Below are 24,442 nucleotides of genomic sequence, written 5' to 3'. Positions count from 1 at the left end.
GCTACCGCCACCTCCAGGCCGTCCGCCGCCGTCAGTGGCTGCTGGCGGATTGCTCCAGGTGGTGCCAGGCGTGGCGTACCAGCCAGCGCGCTTCGTCCCACGGCACCGACAGCGATGGCGCCAACAGGTGGTAGGACTCCTGCAGCACGCGATACAGCTGCGCCTCGGTGGCGCGCGGATACGCCAGATAGACGTCGTAGCCCATCTTCAGCAGCAACGAATAATCGGAAAAGCCATGCTGGCCGAGACGTCCACTGGCATGGGCATCCTGCCAGTAGGCCATTTCGGCATTCAGATCGATGGCGGGACGCGTGCGGGCAGGACGAGCGAGAGCGGAAGCGGTCTGCATGGGTAGGGCTCCTCTCGGGTACTACCCCCTGTCGGTCCGATCCTAGCGGATATTTCCGGCAGATTCCGCAACACGGCGGCAGATTGCGGACGAATCGCTGAATCGATCAGGCTGGTGAGCGCCAGCAACGCTTTGGAAGCGTTTGCAGTGCGGCGATACGCAGCGCGCAGCGACCGTCCTGGCGCATTGCGCTGTGGCTTCCATGCCGGATGCGACGCGCACTGGCGTCGCACGCCCTGCATATATCCGATTCGCCGCCATGCGCTGGCTGGCCAGGCGCTGCGGAGGCGTGCGCCTGGAACTGCGCGCTGCACCGCCGCGGTGATTCCGGCAACGATGCAGCGCCCGGGTTGCGACGGCAGCACACGCTGGACATGCGCCAGCCGGTCCACGGCGTCTACTACCGCAACACCGCGGTCCCGGCGCATCGCATCGTTCCTGGACCATCTGGCCGACGCGCTGGGGCCGACGCCGTTCGCTGCGTGACGCATGCGTGCGCGCGCGCGCATCGGTGAGCGGGGCGAGACGATCGCCGATGCGGGGTTCGTTGGCAGCGTGTGCCACGATGCCGTGAAGATGCGCAGCCGGAATCGGTCACGCATGCACATCGTGCAGACGCCGCCGCCAATAACCTGACTACATCCGAACGACGCCGTGTGCCGCGCCCATGCGCGAAACCGCGGCCGCGGTTCGCCGCCGTGCCGAGCACCGGCACTGGACATCCGTTTGTATATGTAACTATGATTGTTACATGAAACGAAACACACAGCTTTCCGATGTGCTGCACCTGCTGGTCCACATGGCCCAGCACGGCGAGCCGATGACGTCCGAGCAGATGGCGGCCTGCCTGCAAAGCCACGCGGTGGTGGTGCGGCGCTTGCTGGCGCGGCTGCGCGACGCGCAACTGGTCGACTCCAGCCGCGGCCATGGCGGCGGCTGGCAGCTAGCGCGCACGCCGGAGGCGATCAGCCTTTACGACGTGTATGTCGCCTTGGGCGAGCCGCTCTTGCTCGGCCACGGCGTGCGCGGCCCGCATCCGGGGTGCGCGATCGAGCGCGCGGTCAACGACGCGCTCGACGACGGCTATCGGCAGGCACAGGCGGCGCTGGCCGCGCAGCTGCAGGCATTGACGCTGCGCAAGCTGGGCCAGCGCGTGCAACGCAAACTCAAACAGGAGCAGAAGACCCATGCAGCATGATGCCGTGATCGTCGGGGGCAGTTTCGCCGGCCTGTCTGCCGCACTGATGCTGGCGCGTGGGCATCGCAAGGTGCTGGTGGTCGATGCGGGCTTGCCGCGCAACCGCTACGCCCCGCACTCGCATGGCCTGCTGGCGCTGGACGGCATGCCGGGCAGCGCGGTGCTGGCGCAGGCCAGGGCACAGCTGCTGGCCTATCCGACCGTCGAATGGTGGGAAGGCCAGGTCGAAGATGCGAAGGCGCTGCCCGGCGGCTGGGAGGTGGCCTTGGCAGATGGCCGGCAGGCGCACGCGCGCGGTCTGGTGCTGGCGACCGGCGTCGCCGATCAGTTGCCGGAACTGCCTGGCGTGGCGGAGCGCTGGGGGCATAGCGTCATGCACTGCCCGTACTGCCACGGCTACGAACTGGGCCGGCAGGCGCGCATCGGCGTGCTCGGCAACGGCACCACGGGCTCGGCGGAGCAGGCGCTGATGCTGGCCGACTGGGGCCAGGTGACGCTGTTCGCGCAGGGCATGCCGCTGGACGACGCCGAGCTGATGGCCAAGCTGGCCAGGCGTGGCGTGCAGGTGGAGACGCGCCAGGCGGTCGCACTGGAAGGCGAGGGCACCGCGATCGACGGCATGCGCGTGGCCGATGGCGAGCGCGTGGCGATCCAGGCGCTGTTCCTGGCCGCACCGATGGCCATGGCCACGCCGCTGGCCGAGCGCCTGGGTTGCGCCTTCGACGACGGGCCGCTCGGGCCGTATCTGCGCGTGGACGAGAAAAAGTCGACCAGCCTGCCGCGGGTGTATGCGGCCGGCGACGCCGCGCGCATGTTCGGCAACGCGACCCTGGCCTCGGCCGACGGCGTGCTCGCCGGCATCGGTCTGCATCACACGCTGATCGCCGAAGACAGCCAGTTGGATACGGCGAGCAGCGGATAAAAAAAGGCCGTCCGCGAACGGACGGCCTGCGCCTGCCGGTGCCGCCGCGATCGCCGCGACGGCCTCAGCCCTTCACGCACAGCACCTGGCGCAGCGTGTGCACCACTTCCACCAGGTCGCGCTGCGCGGCCATCACCGCATCGATCGACTTGTAGGCCGCCGGCGATTCGTCGATGACCGCCGCGTCCTTGCGGCACTCCACGTGCGCGGTGGCCTCGCGGTGCTGGGCCAGGGTGATCTGCTGGCGTGCGGCGGTACGGCTCAGCACCCGGCCGGCGCCGTGGCTGCAGCTGTGGAAGCTGTCGCCATTGCCTAGCCCGCGCACGATGAAGCTCTTCGCGCCCATGCTTCCGGGGATGATGCCCAACTCGCCGGCACGTGCGCTGACCGCACCCTTGCGCGTGACCAGCAGTTCCTCGCCGGCGTGCGTCTCCTTCTGCACGTAGTTGTGGTGGCAGTTCACTGCCAGCTTTTCCAGCTGGAACTTCGGCAAGCGGTGGCGCATCTCCGCCAGCACCCGCGCCATCATCGCCTCGCGGTTCTCGCGGGCGTAGTCCTGCGCCCACGACACCGCTTCCACGTAGTCGTCGAACAACGGCTCGCCTTGCATGAAGAACGCCAGGTCCTTGTCCGGCAGGTGGAAGCCGAGCACGCGGTGCGCCAGCTGCTCGCGCGCCTGTTCGATGAAGTAGCTGCCGATCAGGTTACCGGTGCCGCGCGAGCCGCTGTGCAGCATCACCCACACCGCATCGCTTTCGTCCAGGCACACCTCGATGAAGTGGTTGCCGCCGCCGAGCGTGCCGATCTGGCAATTCAGCTTGTCGGTGCGGATCCGGCGATGCCTGGCCTTGATCATGTCCAGGCGCTCGACCAACCCCGACTGCGCGATGCGCGTGGCGATGCTGTCGGGCAGCTTGCGGTGCTCGCCGCCGCGGCCGTTGCCGACCGGCACGCTGCGCTCGATGCTCGAGCGCAACTGCGCCAGGTTGTCGGGCAGGTCGGATGCGCGCAGCGTGGTACGCACCGCGGCCATGCCGCAGCCGATGTCCACGCCGACCGCCGCCGGGATGATCGCGCCTCGGGTCGGGATCACCGAGCCCACGGTCGCGCCCTTGCCCAGGTGCACGTCGGGCATCACCGCCACCCACGGCCCGACGAACGGGATCGCGGCGATGTTGCGCAGCTGTTCGTGGGCCTGCGCTTCCAGCGGCACGCCGCGCACCCAGCCCTTGATCGGGGTGGTGCCCTCGGCATGCAGCAATTCGTAGTTTTGCGTACTCATGGTGTCATTCCTTCGAAGCCGTGCGCGGCGATTCCCTCCGCCGCGCAAGGCGGTGTCACTTCATCGTCACCAACTGCTTCAGCACGCCATCCAGGCCGCCGAACACGGTGAGCTTGTCGATCTTCTCGGTGACCTTCTCCAGCGCCTCCAGCTCCTTCAGCCGCATCAGCACCGGGTTGTCCTCGATCAGCTTGGCGGTGTTGAGCAGCGAACGCGTGGCGTTGGCCTCCTCGCGCCGGCGGATCACGTTGGCCTGCGCCGACTTCTCCGCCTGCACCACCGCGTTGAGGATCTCCTTCATCTCGCCGGGCAGGATCACATCCTTGACGCCCACGCCCAGCACCTCGATGCCGAAGCCGGCGACCTGCTCGCGCACGTAGCCGAAGATGTCCGCGTCCAGCGAGGCCTTGTCGCCAAGCAGCTCGTCCAGCGTCTTGGCCGAAACCGCGCGGCGCAAACCGTACTGCAGCTCGCGATACAGCTGGTCGCCGTACTTGGCCACCCGCGTCCGCGCCGCAACCGGGTCGGCGACGCGCATGCTCGCGGCAAGGTTGACGCGCAGGCTGACCTTGTCGCGGGTCAACAGCTCCTGCCCGGAAACCTCCACCGACTGGATTCGCAGCTCGATCACCTCCGCAACGATGTTCTTGCGGAAGTTCCAGAACGCGTAGTGGCCCGGCGTCAACGTCTGCTGCAGGCGTCCATCGACGAACACCAGTCCCGCCGACTCGGCCGGAACGTCCAGCGCGACCGCAAAGCGCGACAGCATGCCGAGCTGGCGCAGGCGCTGGGCGACATCCGACGGCACCGCCAGGCTCTCGCCCAGCGGCAGGCGCATCACGTCCACCGAAACCAGCCCACGCCAGTACAGCCGGCGCGTGCCGGGCGGCAGCACGTCCTCGAGCTTGCCCTGCTTGAACACCAGGCCCACCTCGTCGCTGCCCAGGTCGGCCAGCACGAACAGTTCGTGCAACTGTGCTCCCAGGCGCGCGATCAGCGCGTCGACGTCGTTGCCGGCGTAGTCGGGTACGGCGATATTGAAGGTCTTCACCTCGATACGCCGCGCTGGGTCGAACAGGCGGTAGACGCCGGGCGCGAGCACGCGCTCGAAACGCCGGTTGCGATACATCAGGCCGCGCTCGCTATCGCCGATCACGACCCGCTTGATCCAGAACATGGCACGTTCTCCTTGTGTGTGGCTCTGGTGATCCGGTCCTGTGAATGAAGTCGCCGCGCCGGACCGACGAGCGCGAGGACGTCGCGTTGCGCACGCCGTCGGCGACGCAACGCTGGAATGGATGCAAGTGCGCGCACGGCGTCGCTGCGGCGGCCGACGGGCGCTGTCGGTGCGGAGGCCGGCGCAGGCGAGCGCATCGCGTTGCATTGCGATGCGATCGTTTGCGCCGGCACGCACGTCCAGGGCGGCGCGGCGGCGGCAGCGACGCTGCGGTGCACGCGGTACGCAGCGCCGGTGGCGATGCGTGCAGCGCGTCCCGCGCGGCGCGACTTGCTGGGCTTGCGCCCGGTATTGCACATGACGTGAAAGGTCATGGTTCTCGGAGCGGGAATCGAACCCGCGACAGTCGGATTAAGGTTCCGATGCTCTACCAGCTGAGCTATCCAAAGCGACGTGCCGGAGTCGAACCGGCGACCAGTGGACGCGCCACCGCTCTACCTCTGAGCTAACGTCTGGTGGAAACTGCACATCCCGGCCGCAGGCATACGCGACGGCAGTGCCGTGCGCACCGGACGGGAATCGCATCCCGTACCGCTAGCGACCATTAAGTACAGTTTCCCGATTGACGCCTCTTTCGAAGCGGCAATTCCTGCGTCGATCCTTTCCCCGCCGCCCGCGTCCGGCACCTGGACGCAGCGCTTGCGCGCCTCGCGAGCGAAACTTCCCTGTTTCCGGGCAGTCCATGCCCGGGTGCCTGGGTTTGGGATCGACAAAATACGTTGCGAACGCACAAAGCAAACGCCCCCGGTGCGGTGTCCGAGGGCGTTCGCGTTCCTCGGAGATCGATGCAACCGATCTCCGCAGGGGAAGATCAGTCGATCAGGGGGTATGGCCCAGCCGCAGCGCGTCGCCGCACAGCGCACGTGGCGACGCTGCGCGCGTTTCGCGCTGCAGGTTGGGCACAAGGGCGTTGAAGTGGCGGGGATTCATGGTCGTCGGTTGGGTTGTTGCCGAACACGTCGGCTGATGGGCGCGCACATTACCTGCGTTATTTTCATTGCGCAAGAGGTTTCTGCAATTATTTTCATTATCTCGGCATCGCACCGGCGGACGTGCCGAAGCGATGCCATCGCGATCGATCAACGTCGCGGCAGATATGCCGGCACCGTGCGCAGCAAGCGTTCCACCAACGCCGGCGCCATGAACGCGTAGTCGTCGGGAATCCCGAGACACACCACGCGCTTGCCGCGCAGGTGGCGCTTGAACGTCGCCGACAGCTTGCTGCGGTGCCGGCGTTCCATCACAAAGATCAGATCGGCCCAGGCGAGCAGTTCGGGCGTCAGTGGCGTGTCGGCGTCGGCCTGGATGCCGGCCGATGCGGTCTCGATGCCCGGCCAATCGGCGAACACCTGCTCGGCGGTTGGGCTGCGCAGCCGGTTGCGGGCGCACACGAACAGGACGTTGCGGATGGGCGACATGGCCTGCGCCGCGATGCTGGGATACGCGATGGTAAACGTCCAATGACGCAAGCGGCGACATGTTGCCGCTTGCGTGCATCGTCAGCGTGGGCTCTGCACGCAGGAGGCTGGGTGGCATGGCCAGCATCCAGACTGGCTGGATCGATCGACTGGGGCCGTTGTGGCGTGCGCCGTCGTGTCGCCGCGCCTGCGGGATAAGACGTCACTCGGAAATGCGCCCGACCATGGCGAATCGCTCGCTGCGATGCGCTCGCCCTGCCGATGAAGATGTCGCCTCGAAAGACAACGCGGCGGTCGCGAACCGCCGCATGCTCACTCCACGCCGGCCTGCTCCTCGAGCATCGCGCGCAGCGCCGCTTCGATGCCGATCTCGCCCTCGCGCGACTCCGCATGCGTGTCGCCGCCCTGCGCGAAATCGATCCAGCCGGCGTTGAAGCCGTCCAGCATCTGCATGCGCGGCAACGGATGCTGCATGCCCTGGGCACGGAACAGGTCTTCCCAGGTGTCGCGCGGCACGGTCTGGGCGGTCACGTCGCGGCCGAGCAGGCGGCCGAATGCGGTGGCGATGTCGTCCGGGCTGGTCCGCTGCGGGCCTTCCAGTTGCACGATGCGATGCCCTTCCCATTGCTCCTGCAGCATGACGGCGGCGGTGCGGCCCACGTCATGGATCGAGACCATCGCGATGGCGCGCGACGCCGGCTGCAGATAGCTGGCGATGGCGCCGCTGCGGGCGGCGTCGATGTCCCAGCGTGCGTTCTCCATGAACCAGGCCGCGCGCAGGAAGGCCGTCGGCATCTGCAGCGTGGCGAACTGTTGCTCCATGATGCGCAGCTGGTTGAGCAGGTTGGGGCGCTCTGCGTCGGCACCGACGGTGGACAGTGCCACCACCTTTTCCGGTCGTGCCTGTTCCAGCGCTTCGCGCAGCGCGGCGATGATGCGGCGCGCGGCCGGAAACCCCGGTTCGGGGTCGAAGGCCGGCGGCAGCAGGATGAAGACGCCTTCGGTGCCGCTGAAGGCGCGGACCAGGGCCGGCACGTCGGTCAGTTCGGCCAGTGCCACCGTGCAGCCTTGTGCGGCCCATCGCTCGCCCTTTGCGGCATCGCGCAACACGGCACGCACTTGGTGGCCCGCCGCTAATAGGCTGCGTGCCAGCGTGCCACCGACCTGCCCGGTGATTCCGGTGATTGCGTACATGTGCGTTCCTTTCGTGGGTGCCCGCCGCGGTAGCAGACGTGGCACGCATTCTGGGCGTCGTCGGCGCCGCTTCCGATATCATCGGTGTCAGTTCATTGATGACGCAGGGTCAGTAATCCCATGAGCGGAATCTGGCATGACCTTTGACGAACGCCTGGCCAACGGCATCGGCGTGCTGTGCGCCATCGTCGACAGCGGCAGCTTCGCCGCCGCATCCGAGCGGCTGGACATGACGCCTTCCGGGGTCAGTCGTGCGGTTGCGCGGCTGGAGGCACGGCTGGGCATCCGCTTGTTCGATCGCACCACGCGCGCGATCGCGCTCACCGACGAGGGCCGTCGCTTCCACGGCGAAGTGGCGCCCTTGCTGGCGGCGCTGGAAGAGGCGGCCGCCTCGGCGCAGCAAGGAGCGAACGTCGTGCGCGGCCGATTGCGGGTCAACGTCGATCCGTTCTTCTCGCGCCTGGTGCTGGGCCCGCGGCTTGGCACCTTCCTGCAGGCGCATCCGGACCTGAAACTGGAGCTGATCACGCGCGACGAACCCGGCGACATGGTGGCCGACGGCTACGACCTGGTGCTGCGCTTCGGCCATCCGCCGCCGTCGACGCTGGTGGCGCGCAAGCTGATGGACTGCCGCGTCGTCACCATCGCCGCACCCGCTTATATTCAGCGCCATGGCCGGCCGGCATCGCCGCAGGAACTGCAGGATCGGCGCCACACCTGCATCCTGTTCCGCGACGCGCACACCGGGCGGCCCTTCACCTGGGAGTTCGTGCGCGGCAGGAAACGCATCGAACTGGACATGGCGGGGCAGCTGACCGTCAACGATGCCGGCTCGCTCTACAGCGTGTGCCTTGCCGGCTACGGCGTGGCGCAGGTGTTCGATCTGGGCCTGCGGCCGATGCTCGACGACGGCCGGCTGATCGACCTGTTCCCCGACTGGCCCGACGAGCGATTCCCGCTGTATGCGCTGTACGCATCGCGCCAGCACCTGCCGGCGAAGGTACGCGCCTTCCTCGATTTCGTGCTGGCGCTGCTGCACTAGGCAACGGCGCTTGGCGATGTTGGCCGTGCGTCGGCGCGGCGACGTGCCGGCCCGACGCGAAACCCGTGCAATGCGCTCACGCCGCACGCCCCGTTGTGGTGGAGGTTGCATGCTGCGGGCCTTGCGCATTCCCCCTGCGGCAAGAGCGCTAGACTCCGCTGGCGGCCGACAGGCGCGCCCCCTCATTCGACATCGCCGCCATGCCCTTCCTCGAACTTCCCACGCACCGCCTGCACTACCGCGTCGACGGCAGCGAAGGCCGTCCCTGGCTGACCTTCTGCAACTCGCTGGGCACCGATCTGCACATGTGGGACGGGCAGATCGATGCGTTGGCGCCGTACTACCGGGTGCTGCGCTACGACCGCCGCGGCCATGGCGCCTCGAGCGCGGTGCCGGGACCGTACCGGGTCGAGGACCTGGCCGGGGATGTGCTGGCGTTGCTCGATGCGCTGTCGGTCGAGCGCACGCACTTCTGCGGCCTGTCGATCGGCGGGTTGACCGGGCAATGGCTGGGATTGCATGCCGGCGAGCGCCTGCAGACGCTGACCGTATGCGCGACCGCGGCCAGGATCGGTACCGAGGACAGCTGGCGGGCGCGCATCGCGCAAGTTCGCGCCGAGGGACTGGCGGGGCTGCTGGACGGCACCCGCGAGCGCTGGTTCACGCCGGCCTTCGCCGCCATGCAGCCGGCGGCGGTCGAGGCGATCCTGGCGACGTTCCTGGGTACCGATGCGCAGGCCTACCTGGCCTGCTGCGAGGCGGTGGCCGGCGCCGATTTCCGCGGTGCGCTGGGCGGGATCGCCACGCCGCTGCTGGCGCTGGCCGGGCACGACGATCCGGTGTGCCCGCCCGACGGCCTGCAGGCGATCGCCACGCAGGCGATGCGCGGAAGCCTCGCCCAGGTGCACGGCCGGCACCTGTGCAACCTGGAGTCGCCGCACGCCTTCAACGACGCGTTGCTGCGCTTCCTGCTGCAATAACGGGCTCGGGCTGCAGAGACAGTCGCCGCATGGTCGTGACCCCGCAGCACAGCTTCTCAAATCCCTAATCCCTAATCCCTAATCCCTAATCCCTAATCCCGGCTCTCGTCCAGCTGCACCACCAGCTTGCCGAAGTTGCCGCCGCCGAGCATGTCGATGAAGGCCTGCGGCGCGTTCTCCAGCCCATGCACGACGTGTTCGCGGTAGCGCACGCGGCCGTCGGCCAGCCACGCGCCCATCTCGCGCAGGAACTCCGGGTAGAGCTTGACGAAATCGCCGACGATGAAGCCGCGCACGGTCAGCCGCTGGCGCAGCACCTGGTTCATCAGCGCCGGCACGCGGTCCGGTGCCGCCGGCAATTCGCCGCGCGTGTTGTAGGTGGCGATGGTGCCGCACACCGGCACCCGCGCGAAGTCGTTGAGCAACGGCAGCACCGCATCGAACACGTGCCCGCCGACGTTCTCGAAGTAGACGTCGATGCCATCCTTCGCGGCGCCACGCAGCTGCTCGGCGAAATCCGGGGCGCGATGGTCCAACGCTACGTCCAGGCCCAGTTCCTCGCGCAGGTAGCGGCATTTTTCGGCGCCGCCGGCGATGGCGATCACCTTCGCGCCGCGCAACCTGGCGATCTGCGCCACGGTGGCGCCGACCGGGCCGGTGGCGGCGGCGACCGCCACGGTCTCGCCGCTCTGCGGCTTGCCGATCTCGTGCAGGCCGGCGTAGGCGGTGAAGCCGGGCATGCCGTAGACACCGAGCGCGGTGCTCGGCGGCAGCGGCGACTGCGGATCGAGCTTGCGCCTCAGACCGGCGCCGTCGGCCACCAGGTGCGTCTGCCAGCCGCCGCTCTGCACCAGCACCAGGTCGCCGGGCTTGAGGTCGGGATGGTGCGATTCCAGCACTTCGGCGACGGTGCTGCCGACCATCACCTGGTCCAGCTGCACGGGCGGCGCGTAGGACGGCGCATCGCTCATGCGCCCGCGCATGTACGGATCCAGCGACAGCCAGCGGTTGCGCAGCAGCACCTGGCCAGGGCCGGGCACGGCCAGCGGCGCCTGTTCGAGACGGAAATTCTGCGCGCTCGGCGCACCCTGCGGACGCGAGGCGAGCACTACGCGGGTGGTGTGGGAAACGGAACTCATGGGGTTTCCTTGCTGGCGGCATCCAGTTGCGCGACGTCGTCGGCCGACAGCTGCAGGCGGGCGGCGGCCAGCAGTTGCTGCAACTGCTCGACACTGGTCGCGCTGGCGATCGGCGCGGTGATGCCGGGACGCGCGATCAGCCACGCCAGGGCCACCTGGGTCGGCGTGGCCGAATGCTTGCCGGCGACGTCGTCGAGCGCGACCAGGATGCGCAGGCCGCGTGCGTTGAGGTAGCGCGCGATCACGCTGTCGCCGCGCGCCGGGCTCTTGGCGGCATCGGCGGAACTGCGGTACTTGCCACTGAGGAAACCGCGGGCCAGCGCGTAGTAGCAGATCACGCCCAGGCCCTGTTCGCGCACCAGCGGCTCCAGGCCGTTTTCGTAGCCGCCGCGGTCGTACAGGTTGTACTCGGGCTGCAGCGTCTCGTAGCGCGGCAGTCCGTACTGCGCCGAGACCTTCAGCGCCTCGGCCAGGCGGTCGGCGCTGTAGTTGGAGGCGCCGATCGCGCGCACCTTGCCTTGCTCGATCAGCCGTCCGAACGCGGCCAGTGAGGCTTCCAGCGGCACCGATTCGTCGTCCTCGTGCGCCTGGTACAGGTCGATCACGTCGGTCTGCAGGCGTTGCAGCGACTCCTCCACCGCCGCGGCGATGTTGTCGGCGGCCAGGCCCGGGCGCTCGGCCCACTTGCCGACCTTGGTCGCGATCAGCACCTTGTCGCGCTTGCCGCTGCGCTTGAGCCACTGGCCGATGATGGTTTCCGATTCGCCGCCGCGGTTGCCGGGCACCCACGCCGCATACGCATCGGCGGTGTCGATCAGGTTGCAGCCCGCCTCGACGAAGGCATCGAGCAGCGCGAAGGAGGTCTTGGCGTCGGCGCTCCAGCCGAACACATTGCCGCCGAAGGCGAGCGGTGCCGCGTGCAGGCCGGAACGGCCGAGTTCGCGCGTGTGCAGCATGGGGGGATGCTCCGCTGTGAGGAAGAGCGACAGGATAGTCGCCCAAGGTTTCGGGATCGGGGCGATGGTGGCGAAAACAGCGTTCCGCTGGCGTGATTCGCGCTAACGCGAAGGCAACATTCAGGCATGCGCGCATGCGTGCTAGGCTCGCGCCACATCTCCAGCGGACGCACGCCCATGACTCTTCGAACGACGCTTGCCTGTGCTTGTACCCTGGCCATTGCCGCGGCGCTGGCGATCCCGGCCGCGCAGGCGATCAAGCCTGCCGACAGCGCCACCCTGCCGGCGCCGGATGCCGCGCTGCAGGCGGCGATCAATGGCAGCTGGCGCGACCGCACCTATGTCGCGCGCGACGCCTACCGGCATCCGGGGCAGACCCTGGCGTTCTTCGGCATCAAGCCGACGCAGACGGTGATCGAGATCACTCCCGGCGGCGGCTGGTATTCGGAAATCCTGGCGCCGTACCTGCGCGAACGCGGCCAGTACATCGCCGCGGTGGTGGATCCGGCGGCGGTGCCCGAAGGCCGCGGCCGCGACTACCAGCAGAAGGCGCGCACGGGGCTGGAACAGAAGTTCGCCGCCGCGCCGGCGCAGTACGGCAAGGCCAAGCTGGTCGGCTATTCGCCGACCGCGCCGGTGTTCGGCCCGGCCGCATCGGCCGACCTGGTGCTGACCTTCCGCAACGTGCACAACTGGCGCACCTCCGGCCAGGCGGAAGGCATGTTCAAGGGCTTCTACCAGGTGCTCAAGCCCGGCGGCGTGCTCGGCGTGGTCGAACACCGCGCCAAGGCCGACGTGCCGGCTGACGACAAGAGCGGCTACGTCGGCCAGGCGCAGGTGATCGCGATGGCCGAGGCGGCCGGCTTCAAGCTGGCCGGCAAGAGCGAGGTCAACGCCAACCCGCGCGACACCAAGGACTATCCGGGCGGCGTGTGGACGCTGCCGCCGAGCAACAGCCACGAGGCCGCCGACGAGGCCAAGTACAAGGCGATCGGCGAGAGCGACCGGATGACGCTGAAGTTCGTCAAGTCCTGAGCGACGGCCGCGGTCGGCGGGAAAAGGGATCCGGCGTGGGAGAATGTCCCCGCGCCGCATGTGCCGTCGATGTGCGGCCAATCCCGAATCCCTTCATCCGCAATCCTCGCTTTAATGCTGATCGCGTTCAACAAGCCGTTCAATGTGCTGTGCCAGTTCACCGACCGCAGCGAACCGCCGCGGCGCACGCTGGCCGGGTTCGGCCTGCCCGCCGACGTGTACGCGGCGGGCAGGCTGGACTACGACAGCGAGGGCCTGCTGCTGCTGACCGACGACGGCGCGTTGGCGCACCGCTACACCGATCCGCGGCACAAGCAACCGAAAACGTATTGGGTGCAGGTGGAAGGCGCGCCGCAGCCCGAGCAGCTGCAGCGCCTGCGCGACGGCGTGGTGTTGAACGACGGGCCGACCGCGCCGGCCCAGGCCAGCGTGCTGGAGACGGCGCCGGAACTGTGGCCGCGCGACCCGCCGGTGCGGTTCCGCAAGACGGTGCCAGACGCATGGCTGCAGATCGTGCTGCGCGAAGGGCGCAACCGCCAGGTCCGGCGCATGACCGCGGCCGTCGGTTTGCCGACCCTGCGCCTGGTGCGCGCGGCGATCGGCACGCACCGGCTGGATGGGCTGGCGCCGGGTGCATGGCGCAGGCTGTAGCGCTGCCGGTTGCCGCGTACTGTTGGGTGAACGCCATGGTGGCCCGCCGCATGCGCAATGCATGCGGAATGTTGGCGTAGCAGCCGCTCTGGATGGCGTTGGACTATCGGTTGCGACGGGCGAAGCGCTTTGTCCGGATCGACGAGCGGTGCCGTGACCGGTGGAGTCGACGCATCGGCTGCGCCGGTGTTGCGCGGTTGTGGGTGGCTCGGCCATCGGCCGCGACCGGTGACGCGATGGGGCTGCCGGACGGAACTGGTCGCGGCTGAAGCCGCTCCTACAGGTGCACGGTGCGGTCTGCTGTACGCAGCTTTCTGCGGGCCGCTCGCATGCTGGGCTGCCTGGGAACGCGCATAAAAAAAGCGACCGGGTTTTCGCCCGGTCGCCATGTTCGTTATCGCGCTACGGCGATACCGCAGAATCTAGTCTTCGCTGCCTTCCTGTGCGGCCGCGGCGCGACGCGACACCCGGCTCGCCGCCGTACGGCGTGCGCCGGCATTGCCGCGCTTGCTGGCTTCGATGCGCTGCGAATCGCCTTCGATCGCGCCGTTGCGGTCGCGCTGGCGCTTGCGGTAGATCGCGTAGCCGAGCAGGCCGGCGCCCAGCGCCGCGGCGGCGATCGCGATGACCGGGTTGCGCCGCACCACGGTGCGCGCGACCTTGGTGCCGGTCTTCACCGCACCCATCGCCGCGCCGGTCTTGAGCGCGCCCATCGCGGCGCCGGACTGCAGCCACCTGTTCGCCTGCGGGCCGATGTGGCGCAGGCTGTCGCCGGCATGGCTGGCGAGATCGAGTGCGCGGTCGGTAATGATGGTCAGCTTGCTCATGGGCGTCCCTACTGGCAGGAATAAGGACTGCAGTGTCCCTTGCGCCCCGTATAGATGGCGTTAGCGCATCGCCGCGGAATCGTCTGGCGGCTGAACATGGCCGGTGCAGGACGGCGGGAGCGGGCGCGCCGCGCTGGCGGGCGGCGTCCGAAGTGGCCAGCCCGGGCAGGTGCCGAGGGCGGCCGGTGACGGGCACGATGATGCTGGTCGCGTGTCACGCACCCCGTCTGGATGACGCGCGTGTTCGCCCGCCGCAGGCCAGGCGTGCCGGTCCGGCCGTCGTCCACGTTCGGCGCAGCCGCCAATCCCGTGCGCAGCGCCGCCTCAGGTGCCGCGCGGTTTGGCGCGATGGCTGGCGGTGGCGGTCCATGGGTCGTCCGGCCACGGATGGCGCGGGTAGCGGCCCTTCATCTCCTTCTTCACTTCCGGATAGGTGCTGGACCAGAAGTTGCGCAGGTCCTGAGTGACCTGCAGCGGGCGCCCGCCGGGCGAGAGCAGGTGCAGCACCAGCGGCACGCGGCCGTCGGCGATGCGCGGGGTGTCGGCCAGGCCGAACAGTTCCTGCAGCTTCACCGCCAGCACCGGCGGCAACGGCTGGCCGTCGTGGTCGAGCGCGTAGTCGATGCGCCGTTCCATGCCCGAGGGCACCGTGATCCGGGTCGGCGCATGCCGATCGAGCGCCTGCCGCCGGTCCCATGGCAGCAGCGATTTGAGCGCTTCGCCCAGCTCGTCCTCGCCGAGCGCGTCGAGCCGGGTCTTGCCGGCGAAGGCCGGGCGCAGCCAACGGTCCAGGTCGTCCAGCAGCGCCGCGTCGCCGAGATCGGGCAGGGCCAGCTCGGGCATCCACACGCGCAGTCCGGTTGCGCGTGCGCGCCACTGCGTCAGCGCCTCGCTCCAGGGCAGCGCCGCCAGCCCGAGTTCGCGCACCGCCTCGGTCAGCGCCGCCGCCGCATGCGCCGGATCGACGCGGCCGGCGGGGCGGCTGTCGAGCACGATGCGGTCGAAGCGGGTTTCGCGCAGCGCGCTCAGCGCGCGCCGCTCGGCGTCCCAGCGCACCACGTCCTGCTGCACGAAGCGCTGCGGGAAATCGGCGCGCAGCCGCGTCTCGTCCACCGGCGCGGCACGCAGCAGCAGCGCGTCCTTGGCCTCGTAGCGCAGTTCGGTGGCGACCAGCCACGGCTCGCCGCGCAGGTCGCTGTTGTCGAACAGGCGCGCGCTGCGGCCGTTGGCCAGCAGGTAGCGCAGGGGATCGGCGGGATGGCGGGTGGCGATGCGGTCGGGGAAGGCGTGGGCGAGCAGGTCGCCGAGCGCGTGCGCTTCCACGCTGTCCGGCGGCGCGGTGTCGTTGCGCAGGCGCCGCCGCCATTGTTTGGCGGCCGCATCGATCGCGGCCAGGCCGCCGCGGTTGGCGTCGTGCGGGGCGCGGCCGCGGCGGAACGCGGCCAGTGCGCGCCAGCGCGCCGCCAGCGCGTCGCCGCCCTGGCGCAGCGGATCGCGCGCCTCGACCAGCGCGGCCAGGTCGCAGGCCAGTGCCTGCGCGCGCGCGTCCGGCGCGGCCAGCAGCATCGCCGCCAGGCGCGGATGCGTGCCCAGCGCAAGCATGCGCCGGCCGCTCGCGGTGATCGCATGGTTCTCGCTCAAGGCGCCGAGCCGGTGCAGCAGTTCGCGCGCGGCGGCCAGCGCGCCGGCCGGCGGCGGATCGACGAAGCGCAGCGCGTCGCTGCCCCAGGCCGCCAGTTCCAGCGCCAATCCGGCCAGTTCCACCTGCAGCATTTCCGCGCGTCGCTGCGCCTCCAGGCGCTGCGACTGCGGCCACAGCCGGTACGCCCAGCCCGAAGCGACGCGGCCGGCGCGGCCGGCACGCTGGTCGGCCGAGGCCTGGGCGATGGCGGTCACGTCCAGACGCGAGAAACCGCTGTTGGGGTCGTAGTGCGGCTCGCGCGCCAGCCCGGCGTCGATCACCACGCGCACGCCGGGCAGGGTGACCGAGGATTCGGCCACGTTGGTGGTCAGCACCACGCGGCGGCGGCCCTGCGGATCGGGCTGCAGCACCTTGGCCTGCTGCTCGACCGGCAACTCGCCATGCAACGGCAAGATGTCCACGCCGCCACTCCCTTCTCCCCCCGGGAGAAGGTGGCGCGCAGCGCCGGATGAGGGTACGGCAGAGGCGGTGCTTGAGGGCACCCCCAAACCCATCCCAGACCCCTCCAGCGCCGCCTGCACCCGCGCGATCTCGCGCTGCCCGGGCAGAAACACCAGCACGTCGCCGGGATGCTGCTGCAGCGCGTGTTCCACCGCGCGGCGGCTCTGCGCCTCCAGCGATTCCTCGCGCCGCGCCGGAAAATGCGCGATCTCCACCGGATAGCTGCGGCCGGCGCTGGACAACCTGGGCGCCTCCAGAAACTGCGCCAGGCGTTCGCCGTCCAGCGTCGCCGACATCACCACGATGCGCAGGTCCTCGCGCACCTGCGCCTGCACGTCCAGCGCCAGCGCCAGGCCCAGGTCGGCGGCCAGGTGGCGTTCGTGGAATTCGTCGAACAGCAGCGCGCCGACGCCGTCGAGCATCGGGTCGTCCTGGATCATCCGGGTCAGGATGCCTTCGGTGACCACCTCGATGCGGGTGCGCGCGGACACCTTGTTCTCGAAGCGGATGCGGTAGCCCACGGTCTCGCCCGGCGCCTCGCCGCGCTGCCGGGCCATGAACGTGGCGGCGCTGCGCGCGGCGACCCGGCGCGGCTCCAGCATCACGATGCGGCGGCCCTGCAGCCACGGCGCCTCCAGCAGCGCCGGCGGCACCTGGGTGGTCTTGCCGGCGCCGGGCGGGGCCTCCAGCACCAGCCGCGGATGCGCGGCGAGGCTGTCGCGGATCTGCGGCAGCAGCGGATCGATCGGAAAAACGGGAGAGGCCATCGGCCAAGGATACGGATCGGCCCGCCGCGTGTAGAGTGCAGTGCCGCTTACAATCGGCGGCCGTCCCCACCGCCTGCCGCTCCATGTCCCTGATCGATATCGGCGCCAACCTCACCCACGACTCCTTCGATCGCGACCGCGACGCGGTGCTGCAGCGCGCCCGCGATGCCGGCGTGACGCAGATGGTGGTCACCGGCGCCAGCCGCGAGCACTCGCCGCTGGCGCTGCAGTTGGCGCAGCGGCACCCCGGCTTCCTGTACGCCACCGCCGGCGTGCACCCGCACCATGCGTTGGAATACACCGCCGAATGCGATGCGGAGATGCGCGCGCTGCATGCGCATCCGCAGGTGGTGGCGGTGGGCGAATGCGGGCTGGACTATTTCCGCGATCTCGCTCCGCGCCCGGCGCAGCACCGCGCGTTCGAACGCCAGCTGCAGCTGGCCGCCGAGACCGGCAAGCCGCTGTTCCTGCACCAGCGCGACGCGCACGCCGACTTCCTGGCGCTGATGCGTCAGTTCGACGGCAAGCTCGGCCCGGCGGTGGTGCACTGCTTCACCGGTACCCGCGAGGAACTGTTCGACTACCTGGACCGCGACTGGCACATCGGCATCACCGGCTGGCTGTGCGACGAGCGCCGCGGCGCGCACCTGCGCGAGCTGGTCGGCAACATCCCGGCCTCGCGGCTGATGATCGAGACCGACGCGCCGTATCTGCTGCCGCGCACGCTCAAGCCGCTGCCCAAGGACCGCCGCAACGAGCCGGCGTTCCTGGCCCACATCGTCGAGGAACTGGCGCGCGACCGCGGCGAGGCCCTGGCCACGACCGCCGCGGCGAGCACCGCCACCGCCCGCGCGTTCTTCGCCCTGCCCGCCGCCGCCTGACGCCGGTGGCGGTGCCGGCCGTCCCACGCTGGACTTGTTAGTACAATCGCCCGGCACCGATCCGGCTGCACCGTCTACGGAAAGCCCTGCATGCCTGTTCGCCCGTTCTCGATCGTGGTGCTCTGTTCCGGCGCGTTGCTGGCCCTGGCCGGCTGCGGCAAGCCCGCCGAACCGGAGCCCGATGCAGACGCCTCGGCGCTGGCGGTCACCCTGGTGCGCGCCGAGCCGCGTTCGATCCAGCGCACCGTGCTGGTGTCCGGCCCGGTCTCGGCGTACGAGGAAATGCAGCTGGGCGTGGAGATCAGCGGCGCGCGCGTGACCGCGCTCAACGTCGACGTCGGCCAGGCGGTGCGCCGCGGCCAGGTGCTGCTGGAACTGGACCATCGCACCCTGGACAGCGACCTGCAGCAGGCCCGCGCCGGCCTGGCCGAGGCCGACGCCAGCGTGGCGCTGGCGCAGGCCAACCTGTCGCGCGCGGAGAAGCTGGTCAAGGGCAAGTACATCAGCGCCTCGCAGCTGGACGAGCTGCGCGCCGCGCGCACCCAGGCCGAGGCGCAGCGCAACACCGCGCGCGCCGCGCGCGATGCGGCGCAGCTGCGTCGCGACTTCGCCGAACTGCGCGCGCCCGCCGACGGCATCGTCTCCAAGCGGCTGGTGCAGCCCGGGCAGGTGGTCGCGTCCGGGACCGAACTGCTGCGCCTGATCCGCGACGGGCGCCTGGAATGGCGCGCCGAACTGCCCGAGGCCGAGCTGGCGCTGGTCGCGCCGGGCGCCAGCGTGACCCTGCCGGCCGCCGCCGGCAGCGTCGCCGGGCGCATCCGCGCGGTCAGCCCGGGCGTGGACAGCCAGACCCGCACCGGCACCATCTATGCCGACCTGCCCGAGCCCGGGCCGCTCAAGCCCGGGACCTACGTCGAGGGCCGCATCGTGGTCGGCGCCGGTCCGGCGCTGATGGTGCCGGCCGCCGCGGTGGTGCAGCGCGACGGCCATCCGTACGTGTTCGCGGTCGACAAGCAGATCGCGCGCCGCCTGCGCGTGCGCACCGGCGCCACCGTCGATGGCCGCATCGAGATCGTCGAAGGGCTCAAGGCCGGCGACGCGGTGGTCGAGCAGGGCGCCGGCTTCCTCGGCGACGGCGACCGGGTGCGGGTGGTGGCGAACGCGGCCGCGGCCGCGGCGAAGCCGGCGCCATGAACTTCTCCGCCTGGGCGATCAAGCGCCCGCTGCCGGCGCTGATGGTGTTCCTGGTGCTGTGCGTGGCCGGCCTGTGGGGGTTCCACAAGCTGCCGGTGGCGCGCTTCCCGGACATCGCCTTCCCGATGACCACGGTGACCATCACCCAGCCCGGCGCATCGCCGAGCCAGCTGGAGACCGAGGTCACGCGCCGGATCGAGGATTCGGTGGCGACCATCCCCAACGTCAAGCGGGTGATGTCCACCGTCAACGAAGGCGTCAGCGTCACCACCATCGAGTTCTTCCTCAGCGCCGACCTGGCCACCGCGCTGGACGACACCCGCGACGCGGTCACCAAGATCCGCACCGACCTGCCGCAGGACATCCAGGAACCAGTGGTGTCCAAGGTCGATATCGGCGGCTCGCTGATGACCTATGCGGTGGTCGCGCCGGCGATGACGCCCGACGAGCTCAGCTGGTTCGTCGACCGCGAGGTCAGCAAGGCGATGTACGGCGTGCCGGGCGTGGCCCAGGTGACCCGCGTCGGCGGCGTCGAGCGGCAGGTGCGGGTGGACCTGGACCCCAACGCGCTGCAGGCCTTCGGCGTCACCGCCGGCGACGTGTCGCAGCAGCTGGCGCGGATCCAGGTCGAACGCGCCGGCGGCAAGGCCGAACTGGACGGCAGCCAGCAGGTGATCCGCACCGTGGGCACCATCGCCGACGCCGCGGCGCTGCGCGACTACAGCATCAGCGTGGCCGACGGCCGCGCGGTGCGCCTGTCGGCGCTGGCCAGGATCAGCGATGCCGCCGCCGACCCGACCCAGGCCGCGCTGCTGGACGGCAAGCCGGTGGTGGCGTTCTCGATGTCGCGCACCCGCGGCTCCAGCGAGGTCGACGTGGCCAAGGGCGTGGAGGCGGCGCTGGAGACGCTCAAGGCGGCGCATCCGGGCGTGGGCTTCAAGCTGGTCACCACGGTGATCGACGAGACCCTGCGCTCGTACGACTCGTCGATGACGATGCTGTGGGAAGGCGCGCTGCTGGCGCTGCTGGTGGTGTGGCTGTTCCTGCGCGACTGGCGCGCGACCTGGGTGTCGGCGGTGGCGTTGCCGCTGTCGATCATTCCCACCTTCGCGGTGATGTACTGGTTCGGCTTCAGCCTCAACCTGATCACGCTGCTGGCGCTGAGCGTGGTGGTCGGCATCCTGGTCGACGATGCGATCGTGGAGATCGAGAACATCGTGCGCCACCTGCGCATGGGCAAGCCGCCGCTGGAAGCCGCGCGCGACGCCGCCGCCGAGATCGGCACCGCGGTGATCGCCACCTCGCTGACGCTGGCGGCGGTGTTCGTGCCGGTGGCGTTCATGCCCGGCATCGCCGGCAAGTTCTTCCGCGAGTTCGGCTGGACCGCGGCCACCGCGGTGCTGTTCTCGCTGCTGGTGGCGCGCCTGCTGACGCCGATGATGGCCGCCTACACGCTCAAGGCGCATCCGGAAACGCACCGCGAGTCGCGGCTGATGACCTGGTACCTGGGCTGGGTGGACGCGGCGCTGCGCCATCGCGCGCGCACGCTGTGGATCGCCACCGGGCTGTTCATGGCGTCGCTGGCGATCGTGCCACTGATCCCCACCACCTTCATCCCCACCTCCGACCTGGGCCGCAGCAACCTGAGCCTGGAACTGCCGCCGGGTACCACGCTGCAGCAGACCTTGGCGGTGGCCGAACGCGCCCGCGCGCAGCTGCGCGGCATTCCGGAGCTCAAGCAGGTGTACACCTCGGTGGGCGCGGTGCTGGACGTGGGCGATCCGTCCAAGTCCGGCGTCGGCGAGCCGCGCAAGGCCATGCTGATCCTCGACTGGGGTCCGGCCGAGGACCGCGACCGCGACCAGAAGACGCTCGAACGGCTGGTGCGCACGCAGCTGGCGAACCTGGCCGGGGTGCGGGTGAGCTACCTCAGCTCCGAAGCCGGCGAAATGATGCAGCTGGTGCTGGCCGGCGACGATCCGCAGCGCCTGCAGGACGCGTCGATCGCGCTGGAGCGTGACCTGCGCACGATCCGCGGGCTCGGCAGCGTGACCTCCTCGGCGTCGCTGCTGCGCCCGGAAATTGTGATCGCGCCGGACTCCGCGCGCGCGGCCGACCTGGGCGTGGCCACCGCCGCCATCGCCGAGGCCGCGCGCATCGCCACCGCCGGCGACTACGAACAGCGCCTGGCCAAGCTCAACCTGCCCGAGCGGCAGGTGCCGATCCGGGTCGGCTTCGCCGAGGCGCAGCTGGCCAATCCAGCGCTGATCGGCCAGTTGCGCGTGAACGGCCGCTATGGCCCGGTGCCGCTGGCGGCGGTGGCCGACATCAGCGCCGGCAGCGGTCCTGCGCAGATCTCGCGCTACCAGCGGCAGCGCAACGTCACCCTCAGCGCCGAGCTCAACGGCCGTCCGCTGGGCGAGGTGATGGACGAAGTGCAGGGGCTGCCCAGCGTGCAGAAGCTGCCCGACGGGGTCAGCTTCCTCAACACCGGCGATGCCGAGGTGTTCGTCGAACTGTTCGTCGGCTTCCTGCTGGCGATGGCCGCGGGCCTGGTGTGCATCTACATGGTGCTGCTGTTGCTGTTCAACCACGCGCTGATGCCGCTGACCATCCTCACCGCGGTGCCGCTGTGCGCAGGCGGCGCGTTCGGCGCGCTGCTGCTGACCCAGAATCTGCTGTCGCTGCCGGCGCTAATCGGCCTGCTGATGCTGATCGGCATCGCCAGCAAGAATTCGATCCTGCTGGTGGACTACGCGGTGATTGCCGAGGACGAACACGGCCTGAGCCAGCACGACGCGCTGATCGACGCCTGCCGCAAGCGCGCCCAGCCGGTGATCATGACCACGCTGGCGATGGGCGCGGGCATGATGCCGATCGCGCTGGGCTGGGCCGGCGATTCCAGCTTCCGCGCGCCGATGGCGATCGCGGTGATCGGCGGGCTGATCACCTCCACGCTGCTGAGCCTGATCGTGATCCCGGCCGCGTTCACGGTGCTCGACGACCTGGGCGAATGGATGACGCGGCGCCTGCGCCGCACGCCGGCGCCGGCCGACTAGCGCGCCGCGCCGCTCACTCGACCTGCTTGTCCTCGCGCTTGGCCTCGGCCATCGCTTCCGGCTCCAGCTCCTCGGCGCTGCGGTTGAGCTTGACGAACACGCCCCAGGCGATCAGCAGCAACGCCGCGCATAGGCCGACCGCGGTGGCATAGGGCAGCTTGGCCGGGTCGTCGTGCATCAGTTCGAAGATCGATACCAGCGTCTCGATCGCCAGGGCGATGACGATGACCACGAAGAACCGCGACAGGTAGCGTCGGACCCGGGTCGGCCCGCTGACCTTGACGTCGCGCTGCACTTCTTCCTCGAAGATGGTCTGGCCCAGTTCCAGCGTCACCAGCGCCACGGTCAGCAGGCCGATCGCCTCCAGCACCACGTTGAAGCGGTCGCGCACCACCAGGTCGCCGCCGGGGGTGAGGCCGTGCCAGAGCTCCAGCACCGCCATCGACACCAGCCCGGTGGCGCACAGCAGGAACAGCAGGATGATCACGATGTGGCCGCCGCGGAATATCTTTTCCATGAATTTCATGCGCTAGGCCGTGGTGAGGTCGCCGAGCATAGGCGGGCCGGGCGTCAGCGGCGCGCGAAGATGTTGCGGCGGGGATGGCGTCTTGGGCGCGCCGGTAGCGCCGTGCAGGAGGTTCTGGCTGGCCGGAGCCATCGGTGCCGACGCGGTCTGGTGGCGGGAGGTTCGTCGCTTCGTTCGTCGCGACTGAAGTCGCTCCCACAAGGGAGCGGTCACCCGAGGCGCATCAGCGCTCCGCCAGCCCGGCCTGGTAGGCCTGCAGATGGCAGTATGCGGCCGTCAGCCACGGCGCCGCATGGCCGGCGGCGCGAGCGCGCGCCAGCATGTCGCCGACGATGTGCTGCGCTTCCACCTGCTGCCCGGCTTCCAGGTCGCGCAGCATCGAGGCCTTCGTCGGCGAGCCGGGTTGGGTCAGCAACTGCAGCGCGCTGGCCTGGGCCGTGTCGGGAATCGGCTCGCCCGCCGCGGCCGCCACCGCCAGGCATTCGGCGTACAGCCCGCGCATCAGCGCCTGGCCGTCGTCGCCGGCGACGATCCTGCCGACCGGCGCGCGCATCAGGCAGGTGCCGGCGGCCAGCGCAGTCAGGAAGGTGTACTTGACCCATTGCTCCTGCGCGATCCGCGGCGCGGCGACATGTTCGATGCCGGCCGCCGCGCAGGCAGCGGCGAGCGCGCGCACCCGCGCGCTGTCTGCGCCGCGTCCGTCGCGTTCGCCGAAGGTCAGCGAGGCTGGCTTGCCCAGGTGCTGGACCACGCCGTCCGCGTCCAGCGTGGCGCTGATGAAGCACAGCCCGCCGAGCACGCGCTCGCCACCGAAGCGCGCGTCCAGCACGGGGTAATGGCGCAGCCCGTTGAGGATCGGCAGCAGCGTGGTGGCCGCGCCCATCGCCGGCGCCACCGCGTCCAGCGCGCTGTCCAGGTCGTAGGCCTTGCAGCTGAGCACCACCAGGTCGAACGGCTGCGCGGCGGGCAGCGTGTCGGCGGTCAGGGTGGCCACCGCGATGTCTGCATCGCCACGCGGGCTGCGGATGCGCAGTCCGTCGCGCCGCAGCCGCTCGGCGCGCGCCGGGCGCACCAGGAAACTTACATCGACGCCGGCCTGGGCCAGGCGTCCGCCGAAGTAACCGCCGGTCGCGCCGGCGCCGAGGATCAGGATGCGCATCTGGAAATGCCTTCTGCTGGAGGGGGAATCGGCTGGCGGGCGGCGTCAGTCCTTGGCTGCCTGCTTGGGCAACGGGCCGATCAACGCCTCGATCTCCACGCGCACTTCGGCGCATTGCGCGAGGTAGTGCGCCTGGCGCTGTGCCAGGTCCTGCGCGTCGCCCCGCGCGTCGAGGTTGGCCATCAGCTGGCTGAAATCGTCGAAGCCTGTCTGCATCGCGGCCTCGTGCCGGGCCGCGTCGAAGTCCACGCCGGCCGCCAGCGCGCGCTCGCGCGCGGCGCGTTGCAGGGCATCGACGAGGCGCACGATTCCGTCCTGTGGCAGGTCGCAATACAGTGACTGTGCGAGTTGCACGCCGTCCGCCTGGCCCTGCTGGTACAGCGCGGTGACCGCTGGCAGCGCCGGTTCCTCGCTGGCATCGGCGGGCGCCACCATCGCGGTCGCGCTGTACAGCAGCCACAGCAGCACGAGGGCGCGGCGCAT

The 24,442-nt window shown here is 70.0% G+C and carries 21 protein-coding genes and 1 tRNA gene; 9 read left to right on the top strand and 13 right to left on the bottom strand.

Annotated elements, in window-relative coordinates:
* Positions 1 to 31: 31 nt before the first annotated feature.
* A complete protein-coding gene (locus NUG20_RS20255) occupies positions 32 to 349 on the bottom strand; it encodes a hypothetical protein (RefSeq protein ID WP_309919294.1) in 318 nt (105 codons plus the stop codon).
* A 667-nt stretch (positions 350 to 1,016) separates the two neighbouring features.
* Here NUG20_RS20255 and NUG20_RS20250 point away from each other — a divergent pair.
* Positions 1,017 to 1,547 (top strand): Rrf2 family transcriptional regulator, encoded by a 531-nt coding sequence (locus NUG20_RS20250; RefSeq protein WP_317852728.1) that lies wholly within the window; start codon positions 1,017 to 1,019, stop codon positions 1,545 to 1,547.
* Complete coding sequence (locus NUG20_RS20245) at positions 1,537 to 2,469, top strand: NAD(P)/FAD-dependent oxidoreductase (RefSeq protein ID WP_263396172.1); 933 nt, start codon at positions 1,537 to 1,539, stop codon at positions 2,467 to 2,469. Before NUG20_RS20250 ends, NUG20_RS20245 begins: the two co-directional genes overlap by 11 nt.
* A 64-nt stretch (positions 2,470 to 2,533) precedes the next feature.
* On the opposite strand, the gene NUG20_RS20240 is transcribed toward NUG20_RS20245, so the two are convergent.
* The 5 genes from NUG20_RS20240 to NUG20_RS20220 form a co-directional block, all read right to left on the bottom strand.
* Positions 2,534 to 3,751, bottom strand: coding sequence for an RtcB family protein (locus tag NUG20_RS20240; protein ID WP_263396171.1), 1,218 nt, complete (start codon positions 3,749 to 3,751; stop codon positions 2,534 to 2,536).
* A gap of 55 nt (positions 3,752 to 3,806) precedes the next feature.
* On the bottom strand, positions 3,807 to 4,928 hold the full coding sequence (locus tag NUG20_RS20235; protein ID WP_263396170.1) for a slipin family protein: 1,122 nt from the start codon (positions 4,926 to 4,928) through the stop codon (positions 3,807 to 3,809).
* Positions 4,929 to 5,301: 373 nt separating this feature from the next.
* A tRNA-Lys gene (locus NUG20_RS20230) sits at positions 5,302 to 5,377 on the bottom strand.
* A gap of 690 nt (positions 5,378 to 6,067) precedes the next feature.
* Positions 6,068 to 6,406 carry a low molecular weight protein tyrosine phosphatase family protein gene (locus NUG20_RS20225; RefSeq protein WP_263396169.1) on the bottom strand — a complete coding sequence of 113 codons (339 nt, stop codon included), beginning with the start codon at positions 6,404 to 6,406 and terminating at the stop codon, positions 6,068 to 6,070.
* A gap of 312 nt (positions 6,407 to 6,718) precedes the next feature.
* Positions 6,719 to 7,600 carry an NmrA family NAD(P)-binding protein gene (locus NUG20_RS20220; RefSeq protein ID WP_263396168.1) on the bottom strand — a complete coding sequence of 294 codons (882 nt, stop codon included), beginning with the start codon at positions 7,598 to 7,600 and terminating at the stop codon, positions 6,719 to 6,721.
* Positions 7,601 to 7,736: 136 nt separating this feature from the next.
* On the opposite strand from NUG20_RS20220, the gene NUG20_RS20215 reads away from it, so the two are divergent.
* Both NUG20_RS20215 and pcaD read left to right on the top strand, forming a co-directional pair.
* On the top strand, positions 7,737 to 8,642 hold the full coding sequence (locus tag NUG20_RS20215) for a LysR family transcriptional regulator (protein ID WP_263396167.1): 906 nt from the start codon (positions 7,737 to 7,739) through the stop codon (positions 8,640 to 8,642).
* A 200-nt stretch (positions 8,643 to 8,842) separates the two neighbouring features.
* Positions 8,843 to 9,622 (top strand): 3-oxoadipate enol-lactonase, encoded by a 780-nt coding sequence (gene pcaD, locus NUG20_RS20210; protein ID WP_263396166.1) that lies wholly within the window; start codon positions 8,843 to 8,845, stop codon positions 9,620 to 9,622.
* A gap of 92 nt (positions 9,623 to 9,714) precedes the next feature.
* On the opposite strand, the gene NUG20_RS20205 is transcribed toward pcaD, so the two are convergent.
* Both NUG20_RS20205 and NUG20_RS20200 read right to left on the bottom strand, forming a co-directional pair.
* On the bottom strand, positions 9,715 to 10,761 hold the full coding sequence (locus NUG20_RS20205) for an NADPH-dependent curcumin/dihydrocurcumin reductase (protein WP_263396165.1): 1,047 nt from the start codon (positions 10,759 to 10,761) through the stop codon (positions 9,715 to 9,717).
* Complete coding sequence (locus NUG20_RS20200; RefSeq protein ID WP_263396164.1) at positions 10,758 to 11,717, bottom strand: aldo/keto reductase; 960 nt, start codon at positions 11,715 to 11,717, stop codon at positions 10,758 to 10,760. The genes NUG20_RS20205 and NUG20_RS20200 overlap by 4 nt, the downstream gene beginning before the upstream one ends.
* A 177-nt stretch (positions 11,718 to 11,894) precedes the next feature.
* On the opposite strand from NUG20_RS20200, the gene NUG20_RS20195 reads away from it, so the two are divergent.
* On the top strand, positions 11,895 to 12,752 hold the full coding sequence (locus NUG20_RS20195) for a class I SAM-dependent methyltransferase (protein WP_263396163.1): 858 nt from the start codon (positions 11,895 to 11,897) through the stop codon (positions 12,750 to 12,752).
* Between the two features lie 114 nt (positions 12,753 to 12,866).
* Positions 12,867 to 13,403: a pseudouridine synthase gene (locus NUG20_RS20190; protein ID WP_263396162.1), complete on the top strand. Its 537-nt coding sequence runs from the start codon at positions 12,867 to 12,869 to the stop codon at positions 13,401 to 13,403.
* A 422-nt stretch (positions 13,404 to 13,825) separates the two neighbouring features.
* Here the strand turns inward: NUG20_RS20190 and NUG20_RS20185 are convergent, their stop codons facing one another.
* Positions 13,826 to 14,230: a hypothetical protein gene (locus NUG20_RS20185; RefSeq protein WP_263396161.1), complete on the bottom strand. Its 405-nt coding sequence runs from the start codon at positions 14,228 to 14,230 to the stop codon at positions 13,826 to 13,828.
* A gap of 324 nt (positions 14,231 to 14,554) precedes the next feature.
* On the bottom strand, positions 14,555 to 17,140 hold the full coding sequence (gene hrpB / locus NUG20_RS20180) for an ATP-dependent helicase HrpB (RefSeq protein ID WP_263396160.1): 2,586 nt from the start codon (positions 17,138 to 17,140) through the stop codon (positions 14,555 to 14,557).
* 83 nt (positions 17,141 to 17,223) lie between these two features.
* Between hrpB and NUG20_RS20175 the strand changes: the two genes are divergently transcribed.
* From NUG20_RS20175 to NUG20_RS20165, 3 genes are all read left to right on the top strand, one after another.
* Positions 17,224 to 18,021: a TatD family hydrolase gene (locus NUG20_RS20175; RefSeq protein ID WP_263396159.1), complete on the top strand. Its 798-nt coding sequence runs from the start codon at positions 17,224 to 17,226 to the stop codon at positions 18,019 to 18,021.
* Between the two features lie 90 nt (positions 18,022 to 18,111).
* Complete coding sequence (locus tag NUG20_RS20170; RefSeq protein WP_263396158.1) at positions 18,112 to 19,215, top strand: efflux RND transporter periplasmic adaptor subunit; 1,104 nt, start codon at positions 18,112 to 18,114, stop codon at positions 19,213 to 19,215.
* Positions 19,212 to 22,274, top strand: a complete 3,063-nt coding sequence (locus NUG20_RS20165; RefSeq protein WP_263396157.1) for an efflux RND transporter permease subunit — start codon at positions 19,212 to 19,214, stop codon at positions 22,272 to 22,274. The genes NUG20_RS20170 and NUG20_RS20165 overlap by 4 nt, the downstream gene beginning before the upstream one ends.
* A gap of 13 nt (positions 22,275 to 22,287) precedes the next feature.
* Here the strand turns inward: NUG20_RS20165 and NUG20_RS20160 are convergent, their stop codons facing one another.
* The 3 genes from NUG20_RS20160 to NUG20_RS20150 form a co-directional block, all read right to left on the bottom strand.
* The gene (locus NUG20_RS20160; RefSeq protein ID WP_263396156.1) at positions 22,288 to 22,800 is read right to left on the bottom strand and encodes a hypothetical protein; all 513 of its coding nucleotides are present in this window, start codon (positions 22,798 to 22,800) and stop codon (positions 22,288 to 22,290) included.
* 223 nt (positions 22,801 to 23,023) lie between these two features.
* Positions 23,024 to 23,959 carry a 2-dehydropantoate 2-reductase gene (panE, locus tag NUG20_RS20155; RefSeq protein ID WP_263396155.1) on the bottom strand — a complete coding sequence of 312 codons (936 nt, stop codon included), beginning with the start codon at positions 23,957 to 23,959 and terminating at the stop codon, positions 23,024 to 23,026.
* A gap of 45 nt (positions 23,960 to 24,004) precedes the next feature.
* Positions 24,005 to 24,442 (bottom strand): hypothetical protein, encoded by a 438-nt coding sequence (locus NUG20_RS20150; protein WP_263396154.1) that lies wholly within the window; start codon positions 24,440 to 24,442, stop codon positions 24,005 to 24,007.

Source organism: Xanthomonas sp. CFBP 8443 (assembly GCF_025666195.1).
In the GTDB taxonomy this organism is placed as follows: domain Bacteria; phylum Pseudomonadota; class Gammaproteobacteria; order Xanthomonadales; family Xanthomonadaceae; genus Xanthomonas_A.
This window is presented reverse-complemented; position numbering and strand designations above follow the sequence as displayed.

Coding starts and splice junctions, on each gene's coding strand:
- NUG20_RS20190 (WP_263396162.1), top strand. CDS start 12,867: ATGCTGATCGCGTTCAACAAGCCGTTCAATGTGCTGTGCCAGTTCACC.
- hrpB (WP_263396160.1), bottom strand. CDS start 17,140: ATGGCCTCTCCCGTTTTTCCGATCGATCCGCTGCTGCCGCAGATCCGC.
- NUG20_RS20225 (WP_263396169.1), bottom strand. CDS start 6,406: ATGTCGCCCATCCGCAACGTCCTGTTCGTGTGCGCCCGCAACCGGCTG.
- NUG20_RS20250 (WP_317852728.1), top strand. CDS start 1,017: ATGCGCGAAACCGCGGCCGCGGTTCGCCGCCGTGCCGAGCACCGGCAC.
- NUG20_RS20170 (WP_263396158.1), top strand. CDS start 18,112: ATGCCTGTTCGCCCGTTCTCGATCGTGGTGCTCTGTTCCGGCGCGTTG.
- pcaD (WP_263396166.1), top strand. CDS start 8,843: ATGCCCTTCCTCGAACTTCCCACGCACCGCCTGCACTACCGCGTCGAC.
- NUG20_RS20235 (WP_263396170.1), bottom strand. CDS start 4,928: ATGTTCTGGATCAAGCGGGTCGTGATCGGCGATAGCGAGCGCGGCCTG.
- NUG20_RS20150 (WP_263396154.1), bottom strand. CDS start 24,442: ATGCGCCGCGCCCTCGTGCTGCTGTGGCTGCTGTACAGCGCGACCGCG.
- NUG20_RS20215 (WP_263396167.1), top strand. CDS start 7,737: ATGACCTTTGACGAACGCCTGGCCAACGGCATCGGCGTGCTGTGCGCC.
- NUG20_RS20220 (WP_263396168.1), bottom strand. CDS start 7,600: ATGTACGCAATCACCGGAATCACCGGGCAGGTCGGTGGCACGCTGGCA.
- NUG20_RS20205 (WP_263396165.1), bottom strand. CDS start 10,761: ATGAGTTCCGTTTCCCACACCACCCGCGTAGTGCTCGCCTCGCGTCCG.
- NUG20_RS20255 (WP_309919294.1), bottom strand. CDS start 349: ATGCAGACCGCTTCCGCTCTCGCTCGTCCTGCCCGCACGCGTCCCGCC.
- NUG20_RS20240 (WP_263396171.1), bottom strand. CDS start 3,751: ATGAGTACGCAAAACTACGAATTGCTGCATGCCGAGGGCACCACCCCG.
- NUG20_RS20175 (WP_263396159.1), top strand. CDS start 17,224: ATGTCCCTGATCGATATCGGCGCCAACCTCACCCACGACTCCTTCGAT.
- NUG20_RS20160 (WP_263396156.1), bottom strand. CDS start 22,800: ATGAAATTCATGGAAAAGATATTCCGCGGCGGCCACATCGTGATCATC.
- NUG20_RS20165 (WP_263396157.1), top strand. CDS start 19,212: ATGAACTTCTCCGCCTGGGCGATCAAGCGCCCGCTGCCGGCGCTGATG.
- NUG20_RS20200 (WP_263396164.1), bottom strand. CDS start 11,717: ATGCTGCACACGCGCGAACTCGGCCGTTCCGGCCTGCACGCGGCACCG.
- NUG20_RS20195 (WP_263396163.1), top strand. CDS start 11,895: ATGACTCTTCGAACGACGCTTGCCTGTGCTTGTACCCTGGCCATTGCC.
- NUG20_RS20185 (WP_263396161.1), bottom strand. CDS start 14,230: ATGAGCAAGCTGACCATCATTACCGACCGCGCACTCGATCTCGCCAGC.
- panE (WP_263396155.1), bottom strand. CDS start 23,959: ATGCGCATCCTGATCCTCGGCGCCGGCGCGACCGGCGGTTACTTCGGC.
- NUG20_RS20245 (WP_263396172.1), top strand. CDS start 1,537: ATGCAGCATGATGCCGTGATCGTCGGGGGCAGTTTCGCCGGCCTGTCT.